The following is a 17,698-nucleotide window of genomic DNA, read 5'->3' on the forward strand; positions in this document are numbered from 1 at the left end:
TGAAGGATGGGACGCGGGCTCAGCCCTTGACCGCGCCCTGGGTCAGACCCGAGACGATCTGTCGCTGGAAGGCCAGCACGAGCAGCACCACGGGGATCGTGACGATGATCGCCGCCGCGGAGATCGCACCGGCCGGCTCCTCGAACTGCGAGGCGCCCGTGAAGAACGCGAGCGCCGCGGGGACCGGGCGAGCGGCGGACGTGGACGTCAGACCGATGCCGTAGACGAAGTCGTTCCATGCGATGAAGAACGCGATGATCGCCGTCGTGAAGACCCCCGGGAGGGTCAGCGGGACGATCACCTTGCGGAACGCCTGCCACGTGGTGGCGCCGTCCACCTGGGCCGCGCGCTCCAGGTCCCACGGGATCTGCTGGAAGAACGCCGCGAGCGTCCAGATGGAGATCGGCAGGGTCAGCGACAGGTAGGGGATGATCAGACCGAGCCACGTGTCGTACAGACCCACTTGCCGCCACAGGTTGAACAGCGGCGTGACGATGGAGATGACGGGGAACATGGAGACCATCAACGCGGTGGTCAGGATGATCTTCTTGCCAGGGAAGTCCAGGCGTGCGATCGCGTAGGCGCACAGTGTCGCGAGCACGACGGCCACGAACGTGGAGATCAGTGAGATGCCGATCGAGTTCCACAGGGCCGGCAGGAACAGGTCCTTGGCCTCGCCCACGAAGATCTGCTCGTAGTTGCTCGTGACGAACTTCGTGGGGATGAACTTGCCGGAGTTCAGGTCCGAGGAGGACTTGAAGGACGTCATCAGGATGGACAGGACGGGGAAAAGCGCGTAGACCAGCACCGCGATGCTGATGACGGTCCAGCCGATTTTCTGCTTGGTGCTCAACATGGCGGTTACTTCCCCTTCCCAGAGCCACCGGTGAGGTCCACCTTGAAGACCTTGATGGCCACCAGCGCGATCAGCATCACGCAGATGAACAGGATCACCGAGATGGCCGAACCAAGGCCGATTTCCAGACGACCGATGGACGTGCGGTACGCGAGCAGCGAGAGCGTCTCGGTGCCGTACTGGCCCTTGGTCATGATGAAGACGTTGTCGAAGATGCGGAAGGCGTCCAGGGCGCGGAACACCACGGCCACCATGATGGCGGCCTTCATGTTCGGCAGGACCACCTTGCTCAGGCGTTGCCATGCCGAGGCGCCGTCCACACGGGCGGCCTCGGTGAGCTCACCGGGGACCTGTGCGAGCCCGGAGAGCAGCAGCAGCGAGATGAACGGGGTGGTCTTCCAGATCTCCGAGGCCATGATCACGAACAGGGATGGGCCCGCGGAGGCAAACCAGTTGAAGTCCGGGCCGATCATGGGCAGCCACGAGAGCCAGTTGTTCACGTAGCCGGTGGTGATGTCGAAGGCGTAGAACCACGCGAACGCGGAGACCACCGTGATGATGCCGTAGGGCACCAGGATGGCGGTGCGCAGCAGGCCGCGCGTGGCCTTGATCGCGCTGTGCATCACGAGCGCGAGGGCGAGGCCCAGGACGAGTTCCACGACCACCGTGACCACGGTGATCAGCAGGGTCACGCCCAGGTCCCGCCAGAACACGATATCCGACAGGGCCGTGGAGTAGTTGCCCAGGAACACGAACTCCTTGTCACCGGGTGCGGTGAGCCGGAAGGAGAACAGCGAGTCCCACAACGCCTGGACGATGGGGTACAGCGTGACCAGGAGCATGATCACGAACGCGGGGCCGGCGAGCAGCCACCCCAGTTTCCGCTCCGAACGGGCCCGGTCCGAGAGATGGCCTCTACGGCGGGACTCCTCCGGCGTGGACGCGCGAGCGCGCGAATCGACGGTGCTACTCACAACAGCGCATCTCCCTTCAGGACTTCCTGGATGAATTCGGTGGTCTCACGCGGAGTGTCCTCGGTGACTTCCGCCGGCGGGGTCCAGTTCTGCTGGATGGCCGTGGAGATCTCGTTGTAGTACGGGGTCTGCGCGCGGGGCTTCGCGGCGTCGAGGGACTTCCGGATGGTGTCGGCCATGGGGTACGCCTTCTTGACCTCGGGGTCGTCGAAGGCCTTCATGGAGGACGGCGGGTTGCCGTTGGTCGCGAAGTACTGGGCCTGGTGCTCGGGGGAGACGATGCACTGCACGGCCTCCCACGCGAGGTCCTGGTTCTCGGACTTGGCGCCCACGCCCAGGTTGATGCCGCCCAGCGGCGGGTGCGCCTCGGTGTCCGCGTCGACACGGGGCCACGTGGTCCACTTGATGTCGTCCAGCACCGACTTGTCGAGGGTGCCCTCGTCCACGGAGGCCTTCGTGGCCGAGTAGATGAACGGCCAGTTGACCATGAACGAGCCCTTGTCCCCCTGGAACTGGATCATGGAGGCGTTCTCGTCCTGGGTGGCCAGGCCGGGTCCGCCGAGGCCCTCCTTGCCGATGGTGCCGATGATCTCCGCGGCCTTCTTGCCGGCGTCGGAGTCTAGCGTGATCTTGGCGTCCTGACCGTCCTGGCCGTCCGAGACCACCTGGCCGCCAGCCGACTCCACGAGGCCGTTGACCCACACGGACATGGCCTCACCGCGCACGCCCTGCACGCCCAGGTACTTGTCCTGGGACTTGGCCGCCTTGATGAGCTGGTCCCACGTGACGGGCTCGGCCATGTCCAGACCCGCCGCCTTGGCCGCGGACTCGCGGTACCACAGCAGCTGCGTGTTGGCCCAGAACGGGATGGCCACGATCTCGCCGTTCCATTTGGCGCCCTCCAGCGGGCCCTCGAGGGTGTCCTTGGTGGTCGCCTCGACGACGTCGTGCGGGGGCTTGGCGAGGAAGCCGGGTTCCGCGAGCTCTGGGACGTAGGGCGGGTCTAGGCTCATGATGTCCATGGACGTGTCGCCCGCGGCGAGGCGGCGGGCCAGCTGTTCGCGCTGGGACGCCGCGTCACGCGGGAGCAGCGACGTCTGGATCTTGTACTTGCCGCCGGACGCGTCCGAGCACTGCTGGGCGAGGACGTCCTGGCCGCCGTCATCCGGGTTGATGTACCACGTGAGCGTGGGCGGGCCGGACTCCCCGCCGCTGCACCCCGTGAGCAGCATGGCGGACGCCGCCGCAGCGGCCGCTACGCTGCGGACCGTGCGAGGCTTGCCAGCCCTGCGAGAGTGGTGAGTGGACTTCACAATGGTTCCTCCCCTGATGAGCGCCTGTGCTGACGGAATGGGTCCGGCGCTCCCCGTAGGGATACCGGTCATTTCAGCATCTGCTCAGTGTAGGCGTGGCGTGGGTCACGGACCGTGTGTTACCCGCTTTCGGGGATGGTGGCGTGGCGGCCGGTGTGTCAGGAGAGGAAGACCGCGGCCACCGCCATCGTGGCCATGGACACGACCGTGGTGAGCAGGACGGTGTCCCGGCACACCGTGGTGGCCCGGTCGTAGCGCACGGCCGCTACGTAGAGGTTCTGCGCGGTGGGCAGCGCGGCCATGATCACGGCCGCGTACAGGGCGTGCCCGGTGAGCCCGAGCGCCCACGCGAGCAACAGCGCGAGCCCGGGGTGCACGACGACCTTGGCCCCGGTCGCGAGCAGCGTGTCCACCCGGGCGCCGGGGGAGGCCAGGGGGCGGGAGCCCACCAGCGAGAGACCGAAGGCGAGCAGCATCGCGGGAACGGCCGCACCCGCCACAATGCGCACGGGCTCCATCGCGAGGTCGGGCAGGCGGATCCCCGTGGCCGCGGACATGATGCCCAGGGCGGAGCCCATGATGAGCGGGTTCGTCACGATGTTCTTGAGCACCGAGCCGACCGTGGGGCGCCGCCCGCCAGTGAGGGTGTCCATGATCGTGAGGTACAGCGGCGTGTTGATCGCCAGCTGAAACAGCATCACCGGGGCCACCTGGGACGCGTCCCCCAGGACGAACAAGGCGATGGGGATCCCCAGGTTGGCGGCGTTGACCTGCCCGGCGGCCTGCGCGCCCATCACCACGGTGGCGGCGTCCCGGGAGAACACGAACCGGGAGAGCAGTGCGTACGCGATCATGGTGAGCCACGCGGACGCGGCCGCCACGAGCAGCGGCGCGGAGAAGATGTGGTGGATGTCCGCTTCGGAGATGGTGGTGAACAATAGCGGCGGGGACGCCACGTAGAACGCGAGTTTGGACAGCACCCGCTGGCCGTCCGGGCCGAGCACCCCTGCGCGCCCGATCACGTAACCCAGCCCGATCACGGCCCATACGATGAAGAACCCGGAGACGACTCCGCTCATGAGCTCATCTCCTCACGTCGGCGGGTCCGCGCGCCCGGGTGCACCGGGAGCGCGGCAGGGTCACAGGCCCGCGACGGCCGCGTCCTCCTGGGCCTGCAGGTGGGCGCGGGCGTGCGGCGGGCGGAGCATGTCCCCCACCACGGCGTCCGCGGGGTCCGAACCGAGCGCCACGATCCTGTTGTGCTCGTCCACGTGTACCACGTGGGGCTCGTAGTTCTGCGCCTCGGCGGTGTCCATGAGACCGTACGCGATCAGGATTACCAGGTCACCCGGGTGCACCAGGTGCGCCGCGGCGCCGTTGATGCCCACGACGCCGCTACCGCGCTCGCCCGCGATCGTGTACGTTTCGAGCCGCGCACCGTTGGTGACGTCTACGATCGCCACGAGCTCGCCGGGCAGGATGTTCGCGGCGTCCAGCAGGTCCTGGTCCACCGTCACGGACCCCACGTAATGCAGGTCCGCCTGGGTCACGGTGGCCCGGTGGATCTTCCCGGTGAACATGGTGCGCAGCATGATCGCTCCTGATGCGATGGGTGGTGTGGTTCGCGGTCCAGACCCGCCGGCCGCCCGCCGTGGGGGCCGAGGTGGTGTTCGGGGCGGGTCCTCGGCGCGAAACGCCCCGGAACCAGATGGGTCCCGGGGCGTTTCACGATTCGTGCGGAGCGGCTGACGGGAATCGAACCCGCGTATCAGGCTTGGGAAGCGTGCGCTCTACCATTGAGCTACAGCCGCATCGTTCGTGCGGGACCGTGTGGTCCACGTTTGAACGCCCACCACTCTACAACACCTTTCGGTGCGTGGTTGTTCCGAGGCGTCGTGACCGGGGAGCGGGCGGGGCCGTGGGCTACCGTGGACACGTGCTCATCTCAGATCGCGACATCCGCCGCCACCTGGATTCCGGGCGCGTGCACCTGGAACCGTACGATCCCGCGATGGTCCAACCCGCGAGCGTGGACGTGCGCCTGGACCGCTGGTTCCGGCTGTTCGACAACCACAAGTACGCGCACATCGACCCCTCCCAGGAGCAGCCCGATCTCACGCGGCTCGTGGAGGTGGCCCCGGACGAGCCGTTCGTGCTGCACCCGGGGGAGTTCGTGCTGGGGGCCACGTACGAGAAGGTCACCCTGCCGAACGACGTCGCGGCGCGCCTCGAGGGCAAGTCCTCCCTGGGGCGGCTGGGCCTGCTCACGCACTCGACCGCCGGGTTCATCGACCCGGGGTTCAGCGGGCACGTGACGCTCGAGCTGTCCAACATGGCCACGCTGCCCATCAAACTGTGGCCAGGTTCCAAGGTGGGGCAGTTGTGCTTCTTCCAGCTCTCCTCCGCGACCGAGCACCCGTACGGCAGCGGCGCCTACGGTAACCGCTATCAGGGCCAGCGGGGCCCCACCGCGTCGCGCAGCCACCTGAACTTCCACCGCACGATCATCGAGTGAGTTCGCGCATCGAGTAAGCCTGCGCGTGGGTGCGGCTCACACGCGGGCCGTGGTGAACCCCTCGGGAGGGCGGGGCGTGAGCAACAACAGCACGAGTCCCGCGGCCACGACCACCAGGATCCCCAGGATGCCCCAGATCTGGGCGCCCATCAGGGTCACGAACATCCCGAACAACCCGGGGGCCATGAAGCTCACCGCGCGGCCCGTGGTGGCGTACAGACCGTAGATCTCCCCGTCACGGCCCGGGGGGATGAGCCGCCCCAGGTACGTGCGCGACGCGGCCTGTGCGGGTCCCACGAACAGGCACAGTGCCAGCCCGCACACCCAGAACGCGATCTTGCCGTGCCAAAACAGCAGGGCCGTTCCCGCCACGAGCACACCCACGAGGGACGCGGTGATCACCGCGCGCGGGCCCACGGCGTCGTCGAGGGCGCCGCCCACGAACGCGCCCAGCGCCGCGATGAGATTGGCCGCGACCGCGAACATGACGACCTCGGTGAGCGAGAACCCGAAGCTACCCGCGGCCAGGACCCCGCCGAATGTGAAGACCCCGGCCAGTCCGTCCCGGTAGACCGCGGAACTGAGCAGGAAGACGACCGTGGCACGCGAGACCCGCCACAGGGCCGCAATGGTGCGGAAGAGCTCGGCGTAAGCGCCCAGGATGCCGCGGTGGCGGGGCTGTGCGGGGACCGCAGCGGCGTCGTTGATGGATGCTCGGAACGGCATACTTCGCGCCTTGAGCATGAGGGGTAGGCAGAACACGAGGATCCATGCCGCGCTGAACAGTGCCACGGCGCGGTAGTTGAGGGCGTCGTCGGTGGGGATGCCCAGGAACCCGGGTGTGACGAAACCGAACAGGACGAAAGCGAGGGCGAAGATCCCGCCCACGTACCCCGCGCCCCAGCCCCACCCGGAGACCTTACCCATGCGCTGGGGACCGGCCAGCGCGGGGAGCATGGCGTTGTAACTGACCGTGGCGAACTCCTGGGCCACGCTGCCCACGGCCACGAGCCCCACGCCCAGGAACAGGAAGGCGGGATCGGGTCGGGCGAGGAACGCGAGACCCGTGCACAGGACGAGCACCACGGTGTTGCCGGTGAGGAACGTGGCGCGGGACCGCGGGGAATCGCTGCGCTGGCCGATCAGCGGCGCCGTCAACGCGATCGCGAAACCCGCGACGGTCATGGCAACGCTCAGCACCGTGGACGTGTACTCGCTCGACCCGAACGCCGGGCTCGTGAGGTACACGGTGAACACGAACGTGAGCATCACGGCGTTGTACGCGGACGTGCCGGTGTCCCACAGGCACCACATGAGCACGCGGGCGCGCGAACTGCCCTCGCCGGGGCGTGGGGCGCGCGGGGGACGTCCAGGGGCCGCCGTGGACGGGTGCTGACCGGTCATGGGCTCACCCTACGGGCCCTGTGCCCTCCCGCCCAGGGTCCGGCGCCCCTGGGCAGTGGGGGCGCCGAGTGAGGGGCCCGTGACGTGCGGCGAAACGGACAGTCACCCTGCTTTGTTATGCTGGGGACCTCGAAACTGACACCCCATTTCCGCCCGGATCCCCGTGGGCCCATTTACAGGTACTCGTGGGTAATCCGTGGCTCGAGAGGTAAGGTCCTATGATCGCGGTGCTGCTTGTCCACGGGCTCGCGGCCCTGTGTGCACCCGCGATCCTCAAGCGCACCGGACGCTCCGGCTTCTATCTCGTGGCCCTCGTCCCACTCGCGAGTCTGATCTGGCTTTTCACCCAGACATCCCGCGCCCACGCGGACGTGGACGGGTGGACCACCACCGTGGAATGGATCCCCCAGCTGGGGATCTCGCTGTCCTTCCGGATGGATTCCCTCGCGTACATGATGTGCCTGCTGGTGCTGGGCGTGGGAGCGCTCGTCCTCGCGTACTGTGCGCGCTACTTCAAGTCGGACGCCCAGGGCATCGGCCCGTTCGCCGCCCAGCTCGTGGCCTTCGCGGGCGCCATGTTCGGTCTGGTCACCGCGGACGACCTCATGGTGCTGTTCGTGTTCTGGGAGATCACCTCGGTGCTCTCCTTCCTGTTGATCTCCTATTCGCGCACCAAGCTCGCGGCGCGTCGAGCGGCCCTGCAGGCGCTCATCATCACCACCGCGGGCGGTCTGGCGATGCTCGTGGGCCTGGTCATGCTCGGCAACGCCGCCGGGACCTTCCGGATCTCCGGGGTCCTGGAGGCGGCCCCCGAGCTCCTGGGCTCCACCATGGTGGACGTGGCGCTCGTGCTGATCCTGGCCGGCGCAGTCTCCAAGTCCGCGCTGTTCCCCACCCACTTCTGGCTGCCCGCCGCCATGGCGGCGCCCACCCCGGTCTCCGCCTACCTGCACGCCGCGGCCATGGTCAAGGCCGGGATCTACCTCGTGGCGCGGCTCGCTCCCGGGTTCGTGGACACCCAGTGGTGGCTGCCCGTCACCCTGACCCTGGGCCTGGGCACCATGATCTTCGGCGGCTGGGTCGCGCTGCGCCAGTTCGACCTCAAGCTGATCCTCGCGTACGGCACGGTGAGCCAGTTGGGTTTCATCACCGCGGTCGTGGCGTTCGGCACCGCGGACACCGCGATGGCCGGCATGGGCATGGTCATCGCGCATGGTCTGTTCAAGGCCACCCTGTTCCTGAGCGTGGGCATCATCGACCACCAGGCCGGGACCCGTGACATCCGCAGGCTCTCCGGTGTGGGTCGGACGGCGCCCATGCTGTTCGTGGTGGCCATGATCGGTGCGGCGTCCATGGCCGGGATCCCGCCGCTGCTCGGCTTCGTGACCAAGGAAGCCGTCCTCACTGCGTTCGTGGACCACGCCTCGGACCCGCTCGCCATGATCGCGCTCGTGTGCGTGGTGCTCGGCTCCATCCTCACCTTTGCGTACAGCGCGCGGTTCCTGTGGGGCGGCTTTGCGCGCAAGCCCGCGCAGTTCTCCGATCTCGACGCCGCCGAGGACGGTCAGTCGGTCATCGGTGAGTTCACTCCGGTGCCGTGGGCCTTCCTCGTGGCGCCCGCGGTGCTGGCCCTGCTCACGGTGGTGTTCGGCCTGTGGCCCGCTCCCGTGGAGGCCGGGATCGTGGGCTACCAGGAACAGTTCCCGGACGTCGCCGAATCCCATGTGCACCTGGTGCTGTGGCACGGGTTGACCCCGGCACTGGGACTCTCCGCGCTGATCATCGGTGTGGGCGCTCTGTTGTACGTCGCGCGCCGGCCCGTGGGCTCGTTTCAGGACCGGTTGCCGGAACTGCCCACCGGTGACTTCGTCTACCGCAAGATCATCAACGTGCTGGACATGGTCGCGGTGTGGCTCACCGGCCGGACCCAGCGTGGTTCGCTGATGTTCTACCTGTCCGTGATCCTCGTGACCGCGATCGTGGTGCCGCTCGTGGCCCTGTTCTGGAACGAGACCCCGCCGCTCGCCGGGTTCCGCTACGCGGATTCCCCGGCCCAGCTGGTCACCGGGATCGCCATGATCGTGGCGGCCCTGCTCGTGCTCACCGCGGGCAAGCGGTTCCTGGCCGTCCTGCTGGTCTCGGTCACGGGCTACGGCCTGGCCCTGACCTTCGCGCTCTACGGCGCGCCGGACCTCGCCCTGACCCAGACGCTCGTGGAGACGATCTCCCTCGTGGCGTTCGTCCTGGCCCTGCGTTCCCTGCCCGGCCCGCTGTGGAACCGCCGGCCCACCGGGCACCGCGTGTTCCGCGCGGTCTTCGCCGTGGTGTTCGGACTGTTCATGATGGCGCTCGCGGTGTTTTCCATGTCCTCGCGGTCGGCGGAACGGATCTCCCTGGAACTGCCGCGGATGGCCTACGAGATGGGCGACGGCGCCAACGTGGTCAACGTCCTGCTCGTGGACATCCGCGCGTGGGACACCATGGGTGAGATCACCGTGCTCGCGGTGGCCGCCACGGGCATCGCGTCCCTGATCTTCGTCAAGGGACGCGGGGACCGCTTGCGCAGCGACCGTCACGAGTTGGACACCCAGCAGCTGAAGATCGTGCGTGGCGCGGACTCCGCAGCCCACTTCCCGCACGCGAACACCCGCCAGCTCGAGGTCGCCCGCCGGTTCACCTCCCGCCCGGACGCGGACCCGTTCCTGCTCGCGGGGCGCACGCTCGCCCCGGAGCGGCGCTCGATCATCTTCGAGGTCGTGGCCCGGCTGCTGTTCCACACCTTCATGCTCGTGTCCTTCTACCTGCTCATCGCGGGGCACAACATCCCCGGTGGTGGCTTCGCCGGCGGCCTGATGGCCTCCCTCGCCCTGACCCTGCGCTACCTCGCGGGCGGACGCTACGAGCTCGAACGCGCGACCCCGGTCAACGCGGGCTGGATGCTCGGCGCGGGCCTGGCGATCGCCTCCCTGTACGCGATCGTCCCCGTGTTCTTCGGCGGGGCCGTGATGGAGAGCTACACGTTCGAGTGGGACATGCTCGTCTTCGGTCACGTCAAGTTCGTCACCGCCGTGATCTTCGACATCGGTGTCTACCTGATCGTGGTGGGCCTGGTGCTGGACATCCTGCGCTCCCTGGGCGGGCGGATCGATGAACGGATCGAGCGTTCCGCCGTGGAGTCCCGGAAGAAGCGCGCGGGCCGCGGCGCCCGGATCCGCCTGACCCGTAACGGCCCCGAGGTCACCGCGCACAGGGTGGACGACCCCGACGCTCCCGAGGGCTCCTTGGTCTCCGGGGACGAGCCTCAGGAGGCACAGCGATGACCGTGAATCTCACACTCCTGGTAATCATGGGTGTGCTGTTCTCCGTGGGGGTCTACCTCCTGCTGGAACGCTCGCTCACCCGCGTACTGCTGGGCATCATGCTGCTCACCAACGGGGCCAACCTGCTGATCCTGCACACGAGCGGCACGCCCGGCATCGCGCCGTTGTACGACGCCGCCCGCGACCCCTCGGAGTACTCGGACCCGCTGCCGCAGGCGCTCGTGCTCACCTCGATCGTGATCTCGCTCGCCACGACCGCCTTCATCCTCAGCATGATCTGGCGTTCGTGGATCCTGGCCCGCCGGGACGAGATCCAGGACGACCTCCAGGACCGCCGCGTGGCGCAGCAGTCCTCGTACGACGCTGAGGACGACGACGCCCTGCCGCAGGACACCTCCGAGTTCAACCACGCGGACGCCCGGTTCGCACCGTCGCGTCACAACGAGGAAGAGGCCGCCGAATCGCCTGGTCACTACAGGGCCGAGAAGTTCTCCGAGGCGCGAGGGAGGAGCCCGCATGACCACTGATCCGGCACAGTTCGCGCCGCTCGCGGTCCTGATCCCGTTCCTCGGCGCCGCCCTGAACTTCATCATCGTCCACCGCAACCGGCTGCAGCGCGGGGTGACCGTGGGCGCCATGGTGCTCACGCTGATCCTGAACGCGTTCATGCTCGCGAACGTATGGAACCAGGGTCCGCAGGTCGTGCACCTGGGGGACTGGGCCGCCCCGTACGGCATCGTGATGGTCGTGGACCAGTTGTCCGCGCTCATGCTCGTGGTCTCCGTGGTGGTGTCCCTCGCGGTGTTGATCTACGCGGTCAGTGAGGGTGTGGCCAGCGGGGACGACGAGGGCCCCATCTCCATCTTCTACCCCACGTTCCTGTTGCTGGTCGCGGGTGTGTCCCACGCGTTCCTCGCGGGTGACCTCTTCAACCTCTACGTGGGCTTCGAGATCCTGTTGACCGCCTCCTACGTCCTGCTCACCATGGGTGGCACGGCGCAGCGGATCCGCGCGGGCGTGACCTACGTGGTCGTCTCGGTGATCTCCTCGATCCTGTTCCTGATCTCCCTGGGGATGATCTACGGCGCCACCGCCACCGTGAACATGGCGGACCTGTCCGTGAAGCTCGCGGACCTGCCGCAGGGCACCCAGATGCAGTTGCACCTGATGCTGCTGATCGCGTTCGGTGTCAAGGCCGCGATCTTCCCGCTGTCCTTCTGGCTGCCCGACTCCTACCCGACCGCGTCCGCACCGGTGACCGCGGTGTTCGCGGGCCTGTTGACCAAGGTGGGCGTCTACTCGATCATCCGCACCGAGACCCTGTTGTTCCCCGGGACGCAGATCAAAGATCTGCTGATGTGGGTCGCGTTGCTGACCATGATCGTGGGCATCCTGGGCGCGCTCGCCCAGATCGACATCAAACGTATGCTCTCGTTCACGCTGATCAGTCACATCGGCTACATGATCTTCGGCATCGCACTGGGCACGCAGGCCGCCCTGGCCGCGGTGGTCTACTACATCGCGCACCACATCGTGATCCAGACCAGCTTGTTCCTGGTCGCCGGGCTGATCGAGCGCCGCGGTGGCTCCACCAACGTGGACCGCCTCGCCGGGATGCTCAAGATCTCCCCGCTGCTGGGGGTGCTGTACATGATCCCGGCCCTGAACCTGGGCGGCATCCCGCCGTTCTCGGGCTTCCTGGGCAAGGTGGCCCTCCTGGAGGCCGGTGTCGAGGCCGGGACGTGGCTGAGCTACCTACTCGTGGGCGTGTCCGTGTTCGTCTCGCTGCTCACGCTCATGGCCCTGATCCGCGTGTGGAACCGCGTGTTCCTGCGCAACGTGGACGACGCCGAGTACCCGGACCCCGTGCTGCGCGCCACCACCGCGGAGGGCCGCCGCCCCCGCACGTCCCGCGCGGTGGCGGGCAAGTCCGGCAGCCGCTTCTCCGGCCGGTCCCCCGTGGTGCTGCTGCCCGGGACCATGGTGGGCGCGACCACCGCGCTCGTGGCGGTGGGTGTGGCACTCACGGTCTTCGCCGGGCCGCTGTTCGATCTCGCGGACAACGCGTCCGAGAACCTGATCAATCCGGATCGATACGTCAATGCCGTGCTGGCCCCCGTGGGTCCCGGTGGCGTGAGCGAGGAGGGCCGATGAGTACGTCCCCGATGCAGCGACGCTCCCGGAACTCCTTGCGGGCCGAGCTGCCCCTGATCCTGTGGCTCGTGGTCGTGTGGGGTGCCCTGTGGGGTGACTGGAGCGTGGGCAACCTGGTCTTCGGGTTGATCCTCGCGGTGTTCGTGACCCGCACGCTCACGCTGCCCCCGGTGCGGTTGTCCGGGCGGTTCAACGTCTTGCATTTCGCGCTGTTCGTGGTCACATTCATCTGGCAGGTGGCCCGGGCCAGCATCCACGTGTTCGGTGTCGCGCTCATGCAGGGCCCCAAGGTGCACAACGCGGTGCTGCGAGTGAAGCTGCGGCAGAACAACGACCTGCTCATGACGGCCGTGGGTCACACCATGGCGCTGATCCCGGGCTCGCTCGTGGTGGAGGTGGATCGCGGCAACGGGATCCTGTACTTCCACGTGCTGGACGTCTCCACGCCGGAGGAAGCGGAGTCGTTCCGGGAGTCCGCGCTTAATATCGAGGCGGCGTGGATCAAGATCATGGGCTCCAAGGAGGACCTCGCGACACTGGAGGCCTCGGGTGGCGCGGACGCCTCCGGCGCCGTCGCGTCGCCGACCACCAAGATGAACAAGGCCCTGGACGGCCGTGGGGAGGAGCGGCCATGACCATGTTAGACGTCGCCGTGTGGGTGTGCGGTGCGATTCTCACCGTGGCGGCCGCGGGCACGATCTACCGGCTGGCCAAGGGCCCGTCCCTGTTGGACCGGGTGATCGCCACGGACGTGTTGCTCGCGATCGTGGGTGCGGGTCTCGCCATCGAGATGGTGTACAACCACCACTCCAGCAACATCATCCTGCTCGTGATCATCTCCCTGGTGGGCTTCCTGGGGTCTGTGACGGTCGCGCGCAATGTGGGGTTGGAGCGCTCATGAACTGGCACACCGTCCTGGACGTCATCGCGCTGCTGTGCCTCGTGGGGGGGTCCCTCATGTCCCTGGCCGCGGCGGTGGGTCTGGTGCGCTTCCCCGATCTGCTCTCGCGCATGCACGCCGGCACCAAGCCCCAGGTCCTGGGGTTGCTTTTGCTGCTTACGGCCGTGGCGATCGAGAGCGGCAATCCCGGCATGATCCCGCTGATGATCCTCGCGTGGCTGTTCCAGCTGCTCACGGTGCCCGTGTCCGCGCACATGGTGGGCCGCGCCGCCTACCGCTCCAAGCACCTGAACCAGAAGAACCTCGTGGAGGACGAGCTGCGCGAGGTCGTCGCTCGCGCCGGCGAGGAAGAATCTCGCTGAGGACGTAATTCTCGGTTGGACCGGGTTCCTTCCGCCCCGTCGCGCCCGGCGCTTCGTATGCTGGGCAACGAGCACGACGTCGTCGGCCGCCCGGTGCCGACGGCACCCACAAGACAAGGAGAACCTCATGAACAAGGTAATGGACATTTTCGGCACGGTGGCGTCCCTGGGTGGCGTGGCCCTGGCCAACAAGGGCCTGTCCGCGGTGTGGAAGCAGGTCACGGGCAACGAGCCCCCCGCCAAGAACCCGGACCCGGACGAGGCATGGACCGACATCATCATCTGGGCCGTGATCACCGGTGTGGTGGGCACCGTCATCAAGGTGGGGATCTCCCGCCAGGTGGCCAAGTTCGAGTCCAAGGACTCCGATCCCTCCCGTAGCTCCCAGAGCGAGATCTGAGCCGCGGGTACCGCGCCCCCCGTACGGGTGGGCCGGGGCCGCGTAGGACGCACGTACGACGGCGGGTGGCCGGGCACGCGAGATGCCCGGCCACCCGCCGTCGTGGTCTAGACTGGCGTCTCAACGACAGGGGAGCGCCACCGCGGCGCTGAGAGTGCGCGTGAGCGCAGACCCTCGAACCTGATCCGGCTCGTACCGGCGCTAGGGAGTCGAGTATCTCAAGGACCCGCTCGCAACGGCGGGTGGTGTTCTTCCCCTCCTGGGATCTTCAGGAGGATTCAGCATGACGCAGGTCGGTAACACCCCCACCCGTACACCGCGCGCAAGCGGCAACCGCAGCTCGTCGTGGCGGGTCGTGGACATCGTGGTCACCGCCGTATTGGCCGCGGTGTGCGCCGTGATCTTCTGGATGTGGTCCAACCTCCTGTACCCGGCGGTCTCGGCGGGCACGGTGGCCTACCCGCCGTCCGCGGGGCTCATCGCGGGGGGCTGGCTCGTGGCGGGTACCCTGGGCGCCCTGATCATCCGCAAACCGGGCGCGGCTCTGTTCTGCGAGTTGCTCGCGGCCGTGATCGAGGGCTTCCTGGGAACGCATTTCGGGTGGCTCGTGGTGCTCTCCGGTCTGGTACAGGGCCTCGGTGTGGAGGTCGTGTTCCTCCTGACCCGTTACCGCCGGTTCGGTCCCGTGACCGCGGCGATCGGTGGGGCGGTATCCGGGCTGTTCCTGGGCGTGAGCGAGAACATCATGTACAACTTCGAGTGGGCTCTGGATCAGCAGGTCGTCTATGCGGCGCTGACCACGCTCTCCGGGGCCGTGATCGCAGGGTTGCTCATGTGGGCCGTGATGAGGGCCCTGCAGGCCACGGGTGTCCTCGGAGCACTGGCCTCCGGCGCCGTGCGCCGATGACCGCGGAACCGACCGTGCAGCTCACGGGCGCGCGGGTGGTCCTGGAGGGGTTCGGATGGCATCACCCCGGCCGCGAGACGCCCAGTCTGGTGGACCTGGACCTGATCATCGAGCCCGGTGAACGTGTCCTGCTCCTGGGCCCGTCCGGGGCGGGCAAGTCCACGCTCCTGCAGGCGCTCGCCGGTGTGGACCAGGACCCTGACGGCCGCTCCGCATCGGGCGGGTTGACCGTCGGGGGTGTCGACCCGCGCGACGCCCGCGGCACGGTGGGCTTCATGCATCAGGACCCCGAGACGCAGGTGGTCCTCTCGCGCGTGGGGGACGACGTCGCGTTCGGCCTCGAGAACCTCGCCGTCCCCCGCGAGCGGATCTGGCCGCGCGTGCGGGAAGCGCTCGCGCGCACGGGTCTGGAGCTCCCGCTCGACCACCCCACCACGGCGCTGTCCGGGGGGCAGAAACAACGTCTCGCGCTCGCCGGGACCCTGGCCATGTGCCCGCGGCTGCTGTTGCTGGACGAACCCACGGCGAGCGTGGACCACGAGGGGGCGCAGCAGCTGTGCCGCGCCGTGGCCGATGCGGTGCGCGAGGACGGGGCCACCCTTGTGGTCGTGGAGCACAGGGTGGCCCTGTGGGAACCGGTCGTGGACCGTGTGATCGTGCTGGGCGACGACGGTCGGGTGGCCTTCGACGGCCCCGCGCAGCAGACCCTGCAGGACGCCCGGGACCTGCTGCAGCACCAGGGTACGTGGGTCCCCGGCTGGGTGCCGCGCACTCGCACTCCCGTGCATGCCTCGAATGGCATGAATCCCGCGGTACGGCAGACGGCTGCCTCCGCGGGGCCACACGGCATCACGCCGCCCGCTGTGCCTACGGAGAATGTGCCGGCCGCGTCGTTCGTGAGGGCTTCGGATGTCACGCAGTCTGCGCAGGATACGGGTGGTTTCACCACCGTGCCCGCCGCCGTCGCACCGGGCACCACCTTGTTGAGCGCACGCGATCTTGCCGTGTCCCGGAGCCAACCGGGACGGCGGGCGCTCGCGCGGCGGCGTCGTCGGGCGCTCGCCGCGTGGCGGCGCGGGGAAGCGTACCCGGAGCCGGACGTGCGCACGGGGGCGGCGCCGGCGGCCGAGAACATCACCGTGGACGTCCGCGCGGGGCACGCGCTGGCCGTCACAGGCGTCAACGGCGCGGGGAAGTCCACCCTCGCGCTGACCCTCGCCGGACTGCTGCTGCCCGTGCGCGGCACCGTGTGGGCCACGGACGCCCTCGCGACCGACGCGCCCGCTGATCCCTCCCTGTGGGACGGCGCGGAACTGGTCTCCCGCGTGGGCACCGTGTTCCAGCATCCCGAACACCAGTTCCTGCGCCCCACCGTGCGCGAGGAACTCGAGTTCGGTCCCCGGCAACGACGACGCCGCGTGGGCCGTCGCGATGCGCGCGTCACCGACGCGATGGCGGACGCGGACGACGCCCGGGTGGCCGAGCTGCTGCGACGGCTGCGCCTCGAGGAGCTCGCCGAGGCCAACCCGTTCACCCTGTCCGGCGGGCAGAAGCGGCGGCTGTCCGTGGGCACCGTCCTGGCGGCGTCCCCGCGCGTGCTGATCCTGGACGAACCCACATTCGGTCAGGACGCCCGGACCTGGAAGGAGCTCGTGGACCTGTTGGTCGAGGAGCTGGACGGGGGAACGGCCGTGGTGGTCGTGACCCACGACCGGGATCTGGTCGCGGCCCTGGGTGCGCACGAGCTGAGGCTCGGCTCATGAGCACGGTCGCGAGCGTGCTGCCCGCCGTGGCCCGCACGGGATTGCTCGCCCGGACGAATGCCGTGGTGAAACTGCTCGGGGCTCTCGTGATCACGGCGGTGCTCGTGGTCAGCGCGGACCCCGTGACGAGCGGCGTGGCGCTCGGGGGCCAACTGCTCCTGCTCGCTGCCGCCGGGATCGGTCCGTGGCGGCTGCTCACGACCCTATGGCCGATCGTGGTGGCCGCCCTGATCAGCGGGTGGGGGACCGCGGTGCTCTCCCCGGAGGGCGGTCTCGTCCTGCTACACCTGGGGTGGATCACGATCACCACGGGGTCGCTCGCGGCCGGTGGGGCGATCGCCCTGCGTGGTCTCGCGATTGCGCTGCCCGGGATCACCGTGTTGCTCACGACCGACCCCACGGACCTCGCGGACGGTCTCGCCCAAACCCTCAAGCTGCCGGCACGCTTCGTGCTCGCGGCGCTCGCAGCCCTGCGGCTCGTGGAGGTCATGGTCACCGAGTGGGGTGTGCTCGCGGCGGCCCGGCGCGCCCGCGGTGCGGGGGGAACGCGGGGCCCGTGGGCCGCTCTCACCGAGTTCGCCGGTCTCGCGTTCACGTTGCTCGTGCAGTCCTTGCGCCGGGCCACGCGCCTGGCCATGACCATGGAGGCGCGCGGTTTCGGGGCGGGTCCGCGCACATGGGCGCGCGTGCCCCGTTTCGGCCGCGTGGACGTGGTCGTGGGGTGTGCCATCGTGCTCATCGCGGTCGCCGCGGTGACGCTGTCCCTGCTCACGGGGGCGCACCGCTTCATCTGGCAGTGATGCGCCCAAGGTGACGGGGGAGCACTCGC

At 68.6% G+C, this 17,698-nt stretch carries 17 protein-coding genes, 1 tRNA gene and 1 riboswitch; of the genes, 11 read left to right on the top strand and 7 right to left on the bottom strand.

The genetic code is table 11. From position 1 onward, the window contains the following. Positions 1-19 precede the first annotated feature (19 nt). From RF637_RS00385 to RF637_RS00410, 6 genes are all read right to left on the bottom strand, one after another. Positions 20-856: a carbohydrate ABC transporter permease gene (locus RF637_RS00385; RefSeq protein ID WP_368843866.1), complete on the bottom strand. Its 837-nt coding sequence runs from the start codon at positions 854-856 to the stop codon at positions 20-22. Between the two features lie 5 nt (positions 857-861). Beyond that, positions 862-1,830, bottom strand: coding sequence for a carbohydrate ABC transporter permease (locus RF637_RS00390; RefSeq protein ID WP_131332297.1), 969 nt, complete (start codon positions 1,828-1,830; stop codon positions 862-864). Then, entirely contained in the window at positions 1,827-3,143 is a 1,317-nt protein-coding gene (locus RF637_RS00395; RefSeq protein ID WP_186317148.1) for an extracellular solute-binding protein, read from the bottom strand. The genes RF637_RS00390 and RF637_RS00395 overlap by 4 nt, the downstream gene beginning before the upstream one ends. Positions 3,144-3,301: 158 nt before the next feature. Then, complete coding sequence (locus RF637_RS00400; RefSeq protein WP_098053692.1) at positions 3,302-4,222, bottom strand: AEC family transporter; 921 nt, start codon at positions 4,220-4,222, stop codon at positions 3,302-3,304. A gap of 60 nt (positions 4,223-4,282) precedes the next feature. After that, positions 4,283-4,735 (bottom strand): aspartate 1-decarboxylase, encoded by a 453-nt coding sequence (panD, locus tag RF637_RS00405; RefSeq protein ID WP_085106147.1) that lies wholly within the window; start codon positions 4,733-4,735, stop codon positions 4,283-4,285. Between the two features lie 148 nt (positions 4,736-4,883). Then, positions 4,884-4,954 (bottom strand) — tRNA-Gly (locus tag RF637_RS00410). Between the two features lie 125 nt (positions 4,955-5,079). On the opposite strand from RF637_RS00410, the gene dcd reads away from it, so the two are divergent. Then, positions 5,080-5,658 (top strand): dCTP deaminase, encoded by a 579-nt coding sequence (gene dcd, locus RF637_RS00415; protein WP_368843867.1) that lies wholly within the window; start codon positions 5,080-5,082, stop codon positions 5,656-5,658. Positions 5,659-5,694: 36 nt separating this feature from the next. On the opposite strand, the gene RF637_RS00420 is transcribed toward dcd, so the two are convergent. Next, positions 5,695-7,062 (bottom strand): MFS transporter, encoded by a 1,368-nt coding sequence (locus RF637_RS00420; RefSeq protein ID WP_206398651.1) that lies wholly within the window; start codon positions 7,060-7,062, stop codon positions 5,695-5,697. A gap of 218 nt (positions 7,063-7,280) precedes the next feature. Between RF637_RS00420 and RF637_RS00425 the strand changes: the two genes are divergently transcribed. The 10 genes from RF637_RS00425 to RF637_RS00470 all read left to right on the top strand — a co-directional run bounded on the left by RF637_RS00425 (position 7,281) and on the right by RF637_RS00470 (position 17,669). Continuing rightward, positions 7,281-10,382, top strand: coding sequence for a Na+/H+ antiporter subunit A (locus tag RF637_RS00425; RefSeq protein ID WP_368843868.1), 3,102 nt, complete (start codon positions 7,281-7,283; stop codon positions 10,380-10,382). Continuing rightward, complete coding sequence (locus tag RF637_RS00430) at positions 10,379-10,909, top strand: Na(+)/H(+) antiporter subunit C (RefSeq protein ID WP_085106150.1); 531 nt, start codon at positions 10,379-10,381, stop codon at positions 10,907-10,909. Before RF637_RS00425 ends, RF637_RS00430 begins: the two co-directional genes overlap by 4 nt. After that, positions 10,899-12,536 carry a Na+/H+ antiporter subunit D gene (locus RF637_RS00435; protein ID WP_144931748.1) on the top strand — a complete coding sequence of 546 codons (1,638 nt, stop codon included), beginning with the start codon at positions 10,899-10,901 and terminating at the stop codon, positions 12,534-12,536. The genes RF637_RS00430 and RF637_RS00435 overlap by 11 nt, the downstream gene beginning before the upstream one ends. Next, positions 12,533-13,171, top strand: a complete 639-nt coding sequence (locus tag RF637_RS00440) for a Na+/H+ antiporter subunit E (RefSeq protein ID WP_144931747.1) — start codon at positions 12,533-12,535, stop codon at positions 13,169-13,171. The genes RF637_RS00435 and RF637_RS00440 overlap by 4 nt, the downstream gene beginning before the upstream one ends. Beyond that, the gene (locus RF637_RS00445; protein WP_094067063.1) at positions 13,168-13,437 is read left to right on the top strand and encodes a monovalent cation/H+ antiporter complex subunit F; all 270 of its coding nucleotides are present in this window, start codon (positions 13,168-13,170) and stop codon (positions 13,435-13,437) included. The genes RF637_RS00440 and RF637_RS00445 overlap by 4 nt, the downstream gene beginning before the upstream one ends. Then, positions 13,434-13,799 (top strand): monovalent cation/H(+) antiporter subunit G, encoded by a 366-nt coding sequence (gene mnhG, locus RF637_RS00450; protein ID WP_085106153.1) that lies wholly within the window; start codon positions 13,434-13,436, stop codon positions 13,797-13,799. The genes RF637_RS00445 and mnhG overlap by 4 nt, the downstream gene beginning before the upstream one ends. A 127-nt stretch (positions 13,800-13,926) precedes the next feature. Then, on the top strand, positions 13,927-14,199 hold the full coding sequence (locus RF637_RS00455) for a DUF4235 domain-containing protein (RefSeq protein ID WP_098053697.1): 273 nt from the start codon (positions 13,927-13,929) through the stop codon (positions 14,197-14,199). A gap of 118 nt (positions 14,200-14,317) precedes the next feature. Beyond that, positions 14,318-14,424: riboswitch (TPP riboswitch) on the top strand. A 58-nt stretch (positions 14,425-14,482) separates the two neighbouring features. After that, positions 14,483-15,106 carry an ECF transporter S component gene (locus tag RF637_RS00460; protein ID WP_144931743.1) on the top strand — a complete coding sequence of 208 codons (624 nt, stop codon included), beginning with the start codon at positions 14,483-14,485 and terminating at the stop codon, positions 15,104-15,106. Beyond that, a complete protein-coding gene (locus tag RF637_RS00465; protein ID WP_368843869.1) occupies positions 15,103-16,869 on the top strand; it encodes an ABC transporter ATP-binding protein in 1,767 nt (588 codons plus the stop codon). The genes RF637_RS00460 and RF637_RS00465 overlap by 4 nt, the downstream gene beginning before the upstream one ends. Next, complete coding sequence (locus RF637_RS00470) at positions 16,866-17,669, top strand: energy-coupling factor transporter transmembrane protein EcfT (protein ID WP_368843870.1); 804 nt, start codon at positions 16,866-16,868, stop codon at positions 17,667-17,669. The genes RF637_RS00465 and RF637_RS00470 overlap by 4 nt, the downstream gene beginning before the upstream one ends. Positions 17,670-17,698: the final 29 nt, after the last annotated feature.

The organism is Kocuria sp. CPCC 204721 (assembly GCF_040980945.1).
GTDB classification, from domain to species: domain Bacteria; phylum Actinomycetota; class Actinomycetes; order Actinomycetales; family Micrococcaceae; genus Kocuria; species Kocuria marina.

Bases quoted from the DNA above. Each gene is read 5' to 3' on its own strand.
- RF637_RS00385 (WP_368843866.1), bottom strand. From the start codon at position 856: ATGTTGAGCACCAAGCAGAAAATCGGCTGGACCGTCATCAGCATCGCG.
- RF637_RS00400 (WP_098053692.1), bottom strand. From the start codon at position 4,222: ATGAGCGGAGTCGTCTCCGGGTTCTTCATCGTATGGGCCGTGATCGGG.
- panD (WP_085106147.1), bottom strand. From the start codon at position 4,735: ATGCTGCGCACCATGTTCACCGGGAAGATCCACCGGGCCACCGTGACC.
- RF637_RS00420 (WP_206398651.1), bottom strand. From the start codon at position 7,062: ATGACCGGTCAGCACCCGTCCACGGCGGCCCCTGGACGTCCCCCGCGC.
- RF637_RS00425 (WP_368843868.1), top strand. From the start codon at position 7,281: ATGATCGCGGTGCTGCTTGTCCACGGGCTCGCGGCCCTGTGTGCACCC.
- RF637_RS00430 (WP_085106150.1), top strand. From the start codon at position 10,379: ATGACCGTGAATCTCACACTCCTGGTAATCATGGGTGTGCTGTTCTCC.
- RF637_RS00435 (WP_144931748.1), top strand. From the start codon at position 10,899: ATGACCACTGATCCGGCACAGTTCGCGCCGCTCGCGGTCCTGATCCCG.
- RF637_RS00440 (WP_144931747.1), top strand. From the start codon at position 12,533: ATGAGTACGTCCCCGATGCAGCGACGCTCCCGGAACTCCTTGCGGGCC.
- RF637_RS00445 (WP_094067063.1), top strand. From the start codon at position 13,168: ATGACCATGTTAGACGTCGCCGTGTGGGTGTGCGGTGCGATTCTCACC.
- mnhG (WP_085106153.1), top strand. From the start codon at position 13,434: ATGAACTGGCACACCGTCCTGGACGTCATCGCGCTGCTGTGCCTCGTG.
- RF637_RS00455 (WP_098053697.1), top strand. From the start codon at position 13,927: ATGAACAAGGTAATGGACATTTTCGGCACGGTGGCGTCCCTGGGTGGC.
- RF637_RS00460 (WP_144931743.1), top strand. From the start codon at position 14,483: ATGACGCAGGTCGGTAACACCCCCACCCGTACACCGCGCGCAAGCGGC.
- RF637_RS00465 (WP_368843869.1), top strand. From the start codon at position 15,103: ATGACCGCGGAACCGACCGTGCAGCTCACGGGCGCGCGGGTGGTCCTG.
- RF637_RS00470 (WP_368843870.1), top strand. From the start codon at position 16,866: ATGAGCACGGTCGCGAGCGTGCTGCCCGCCGTGGCCCGCACGGGATTG.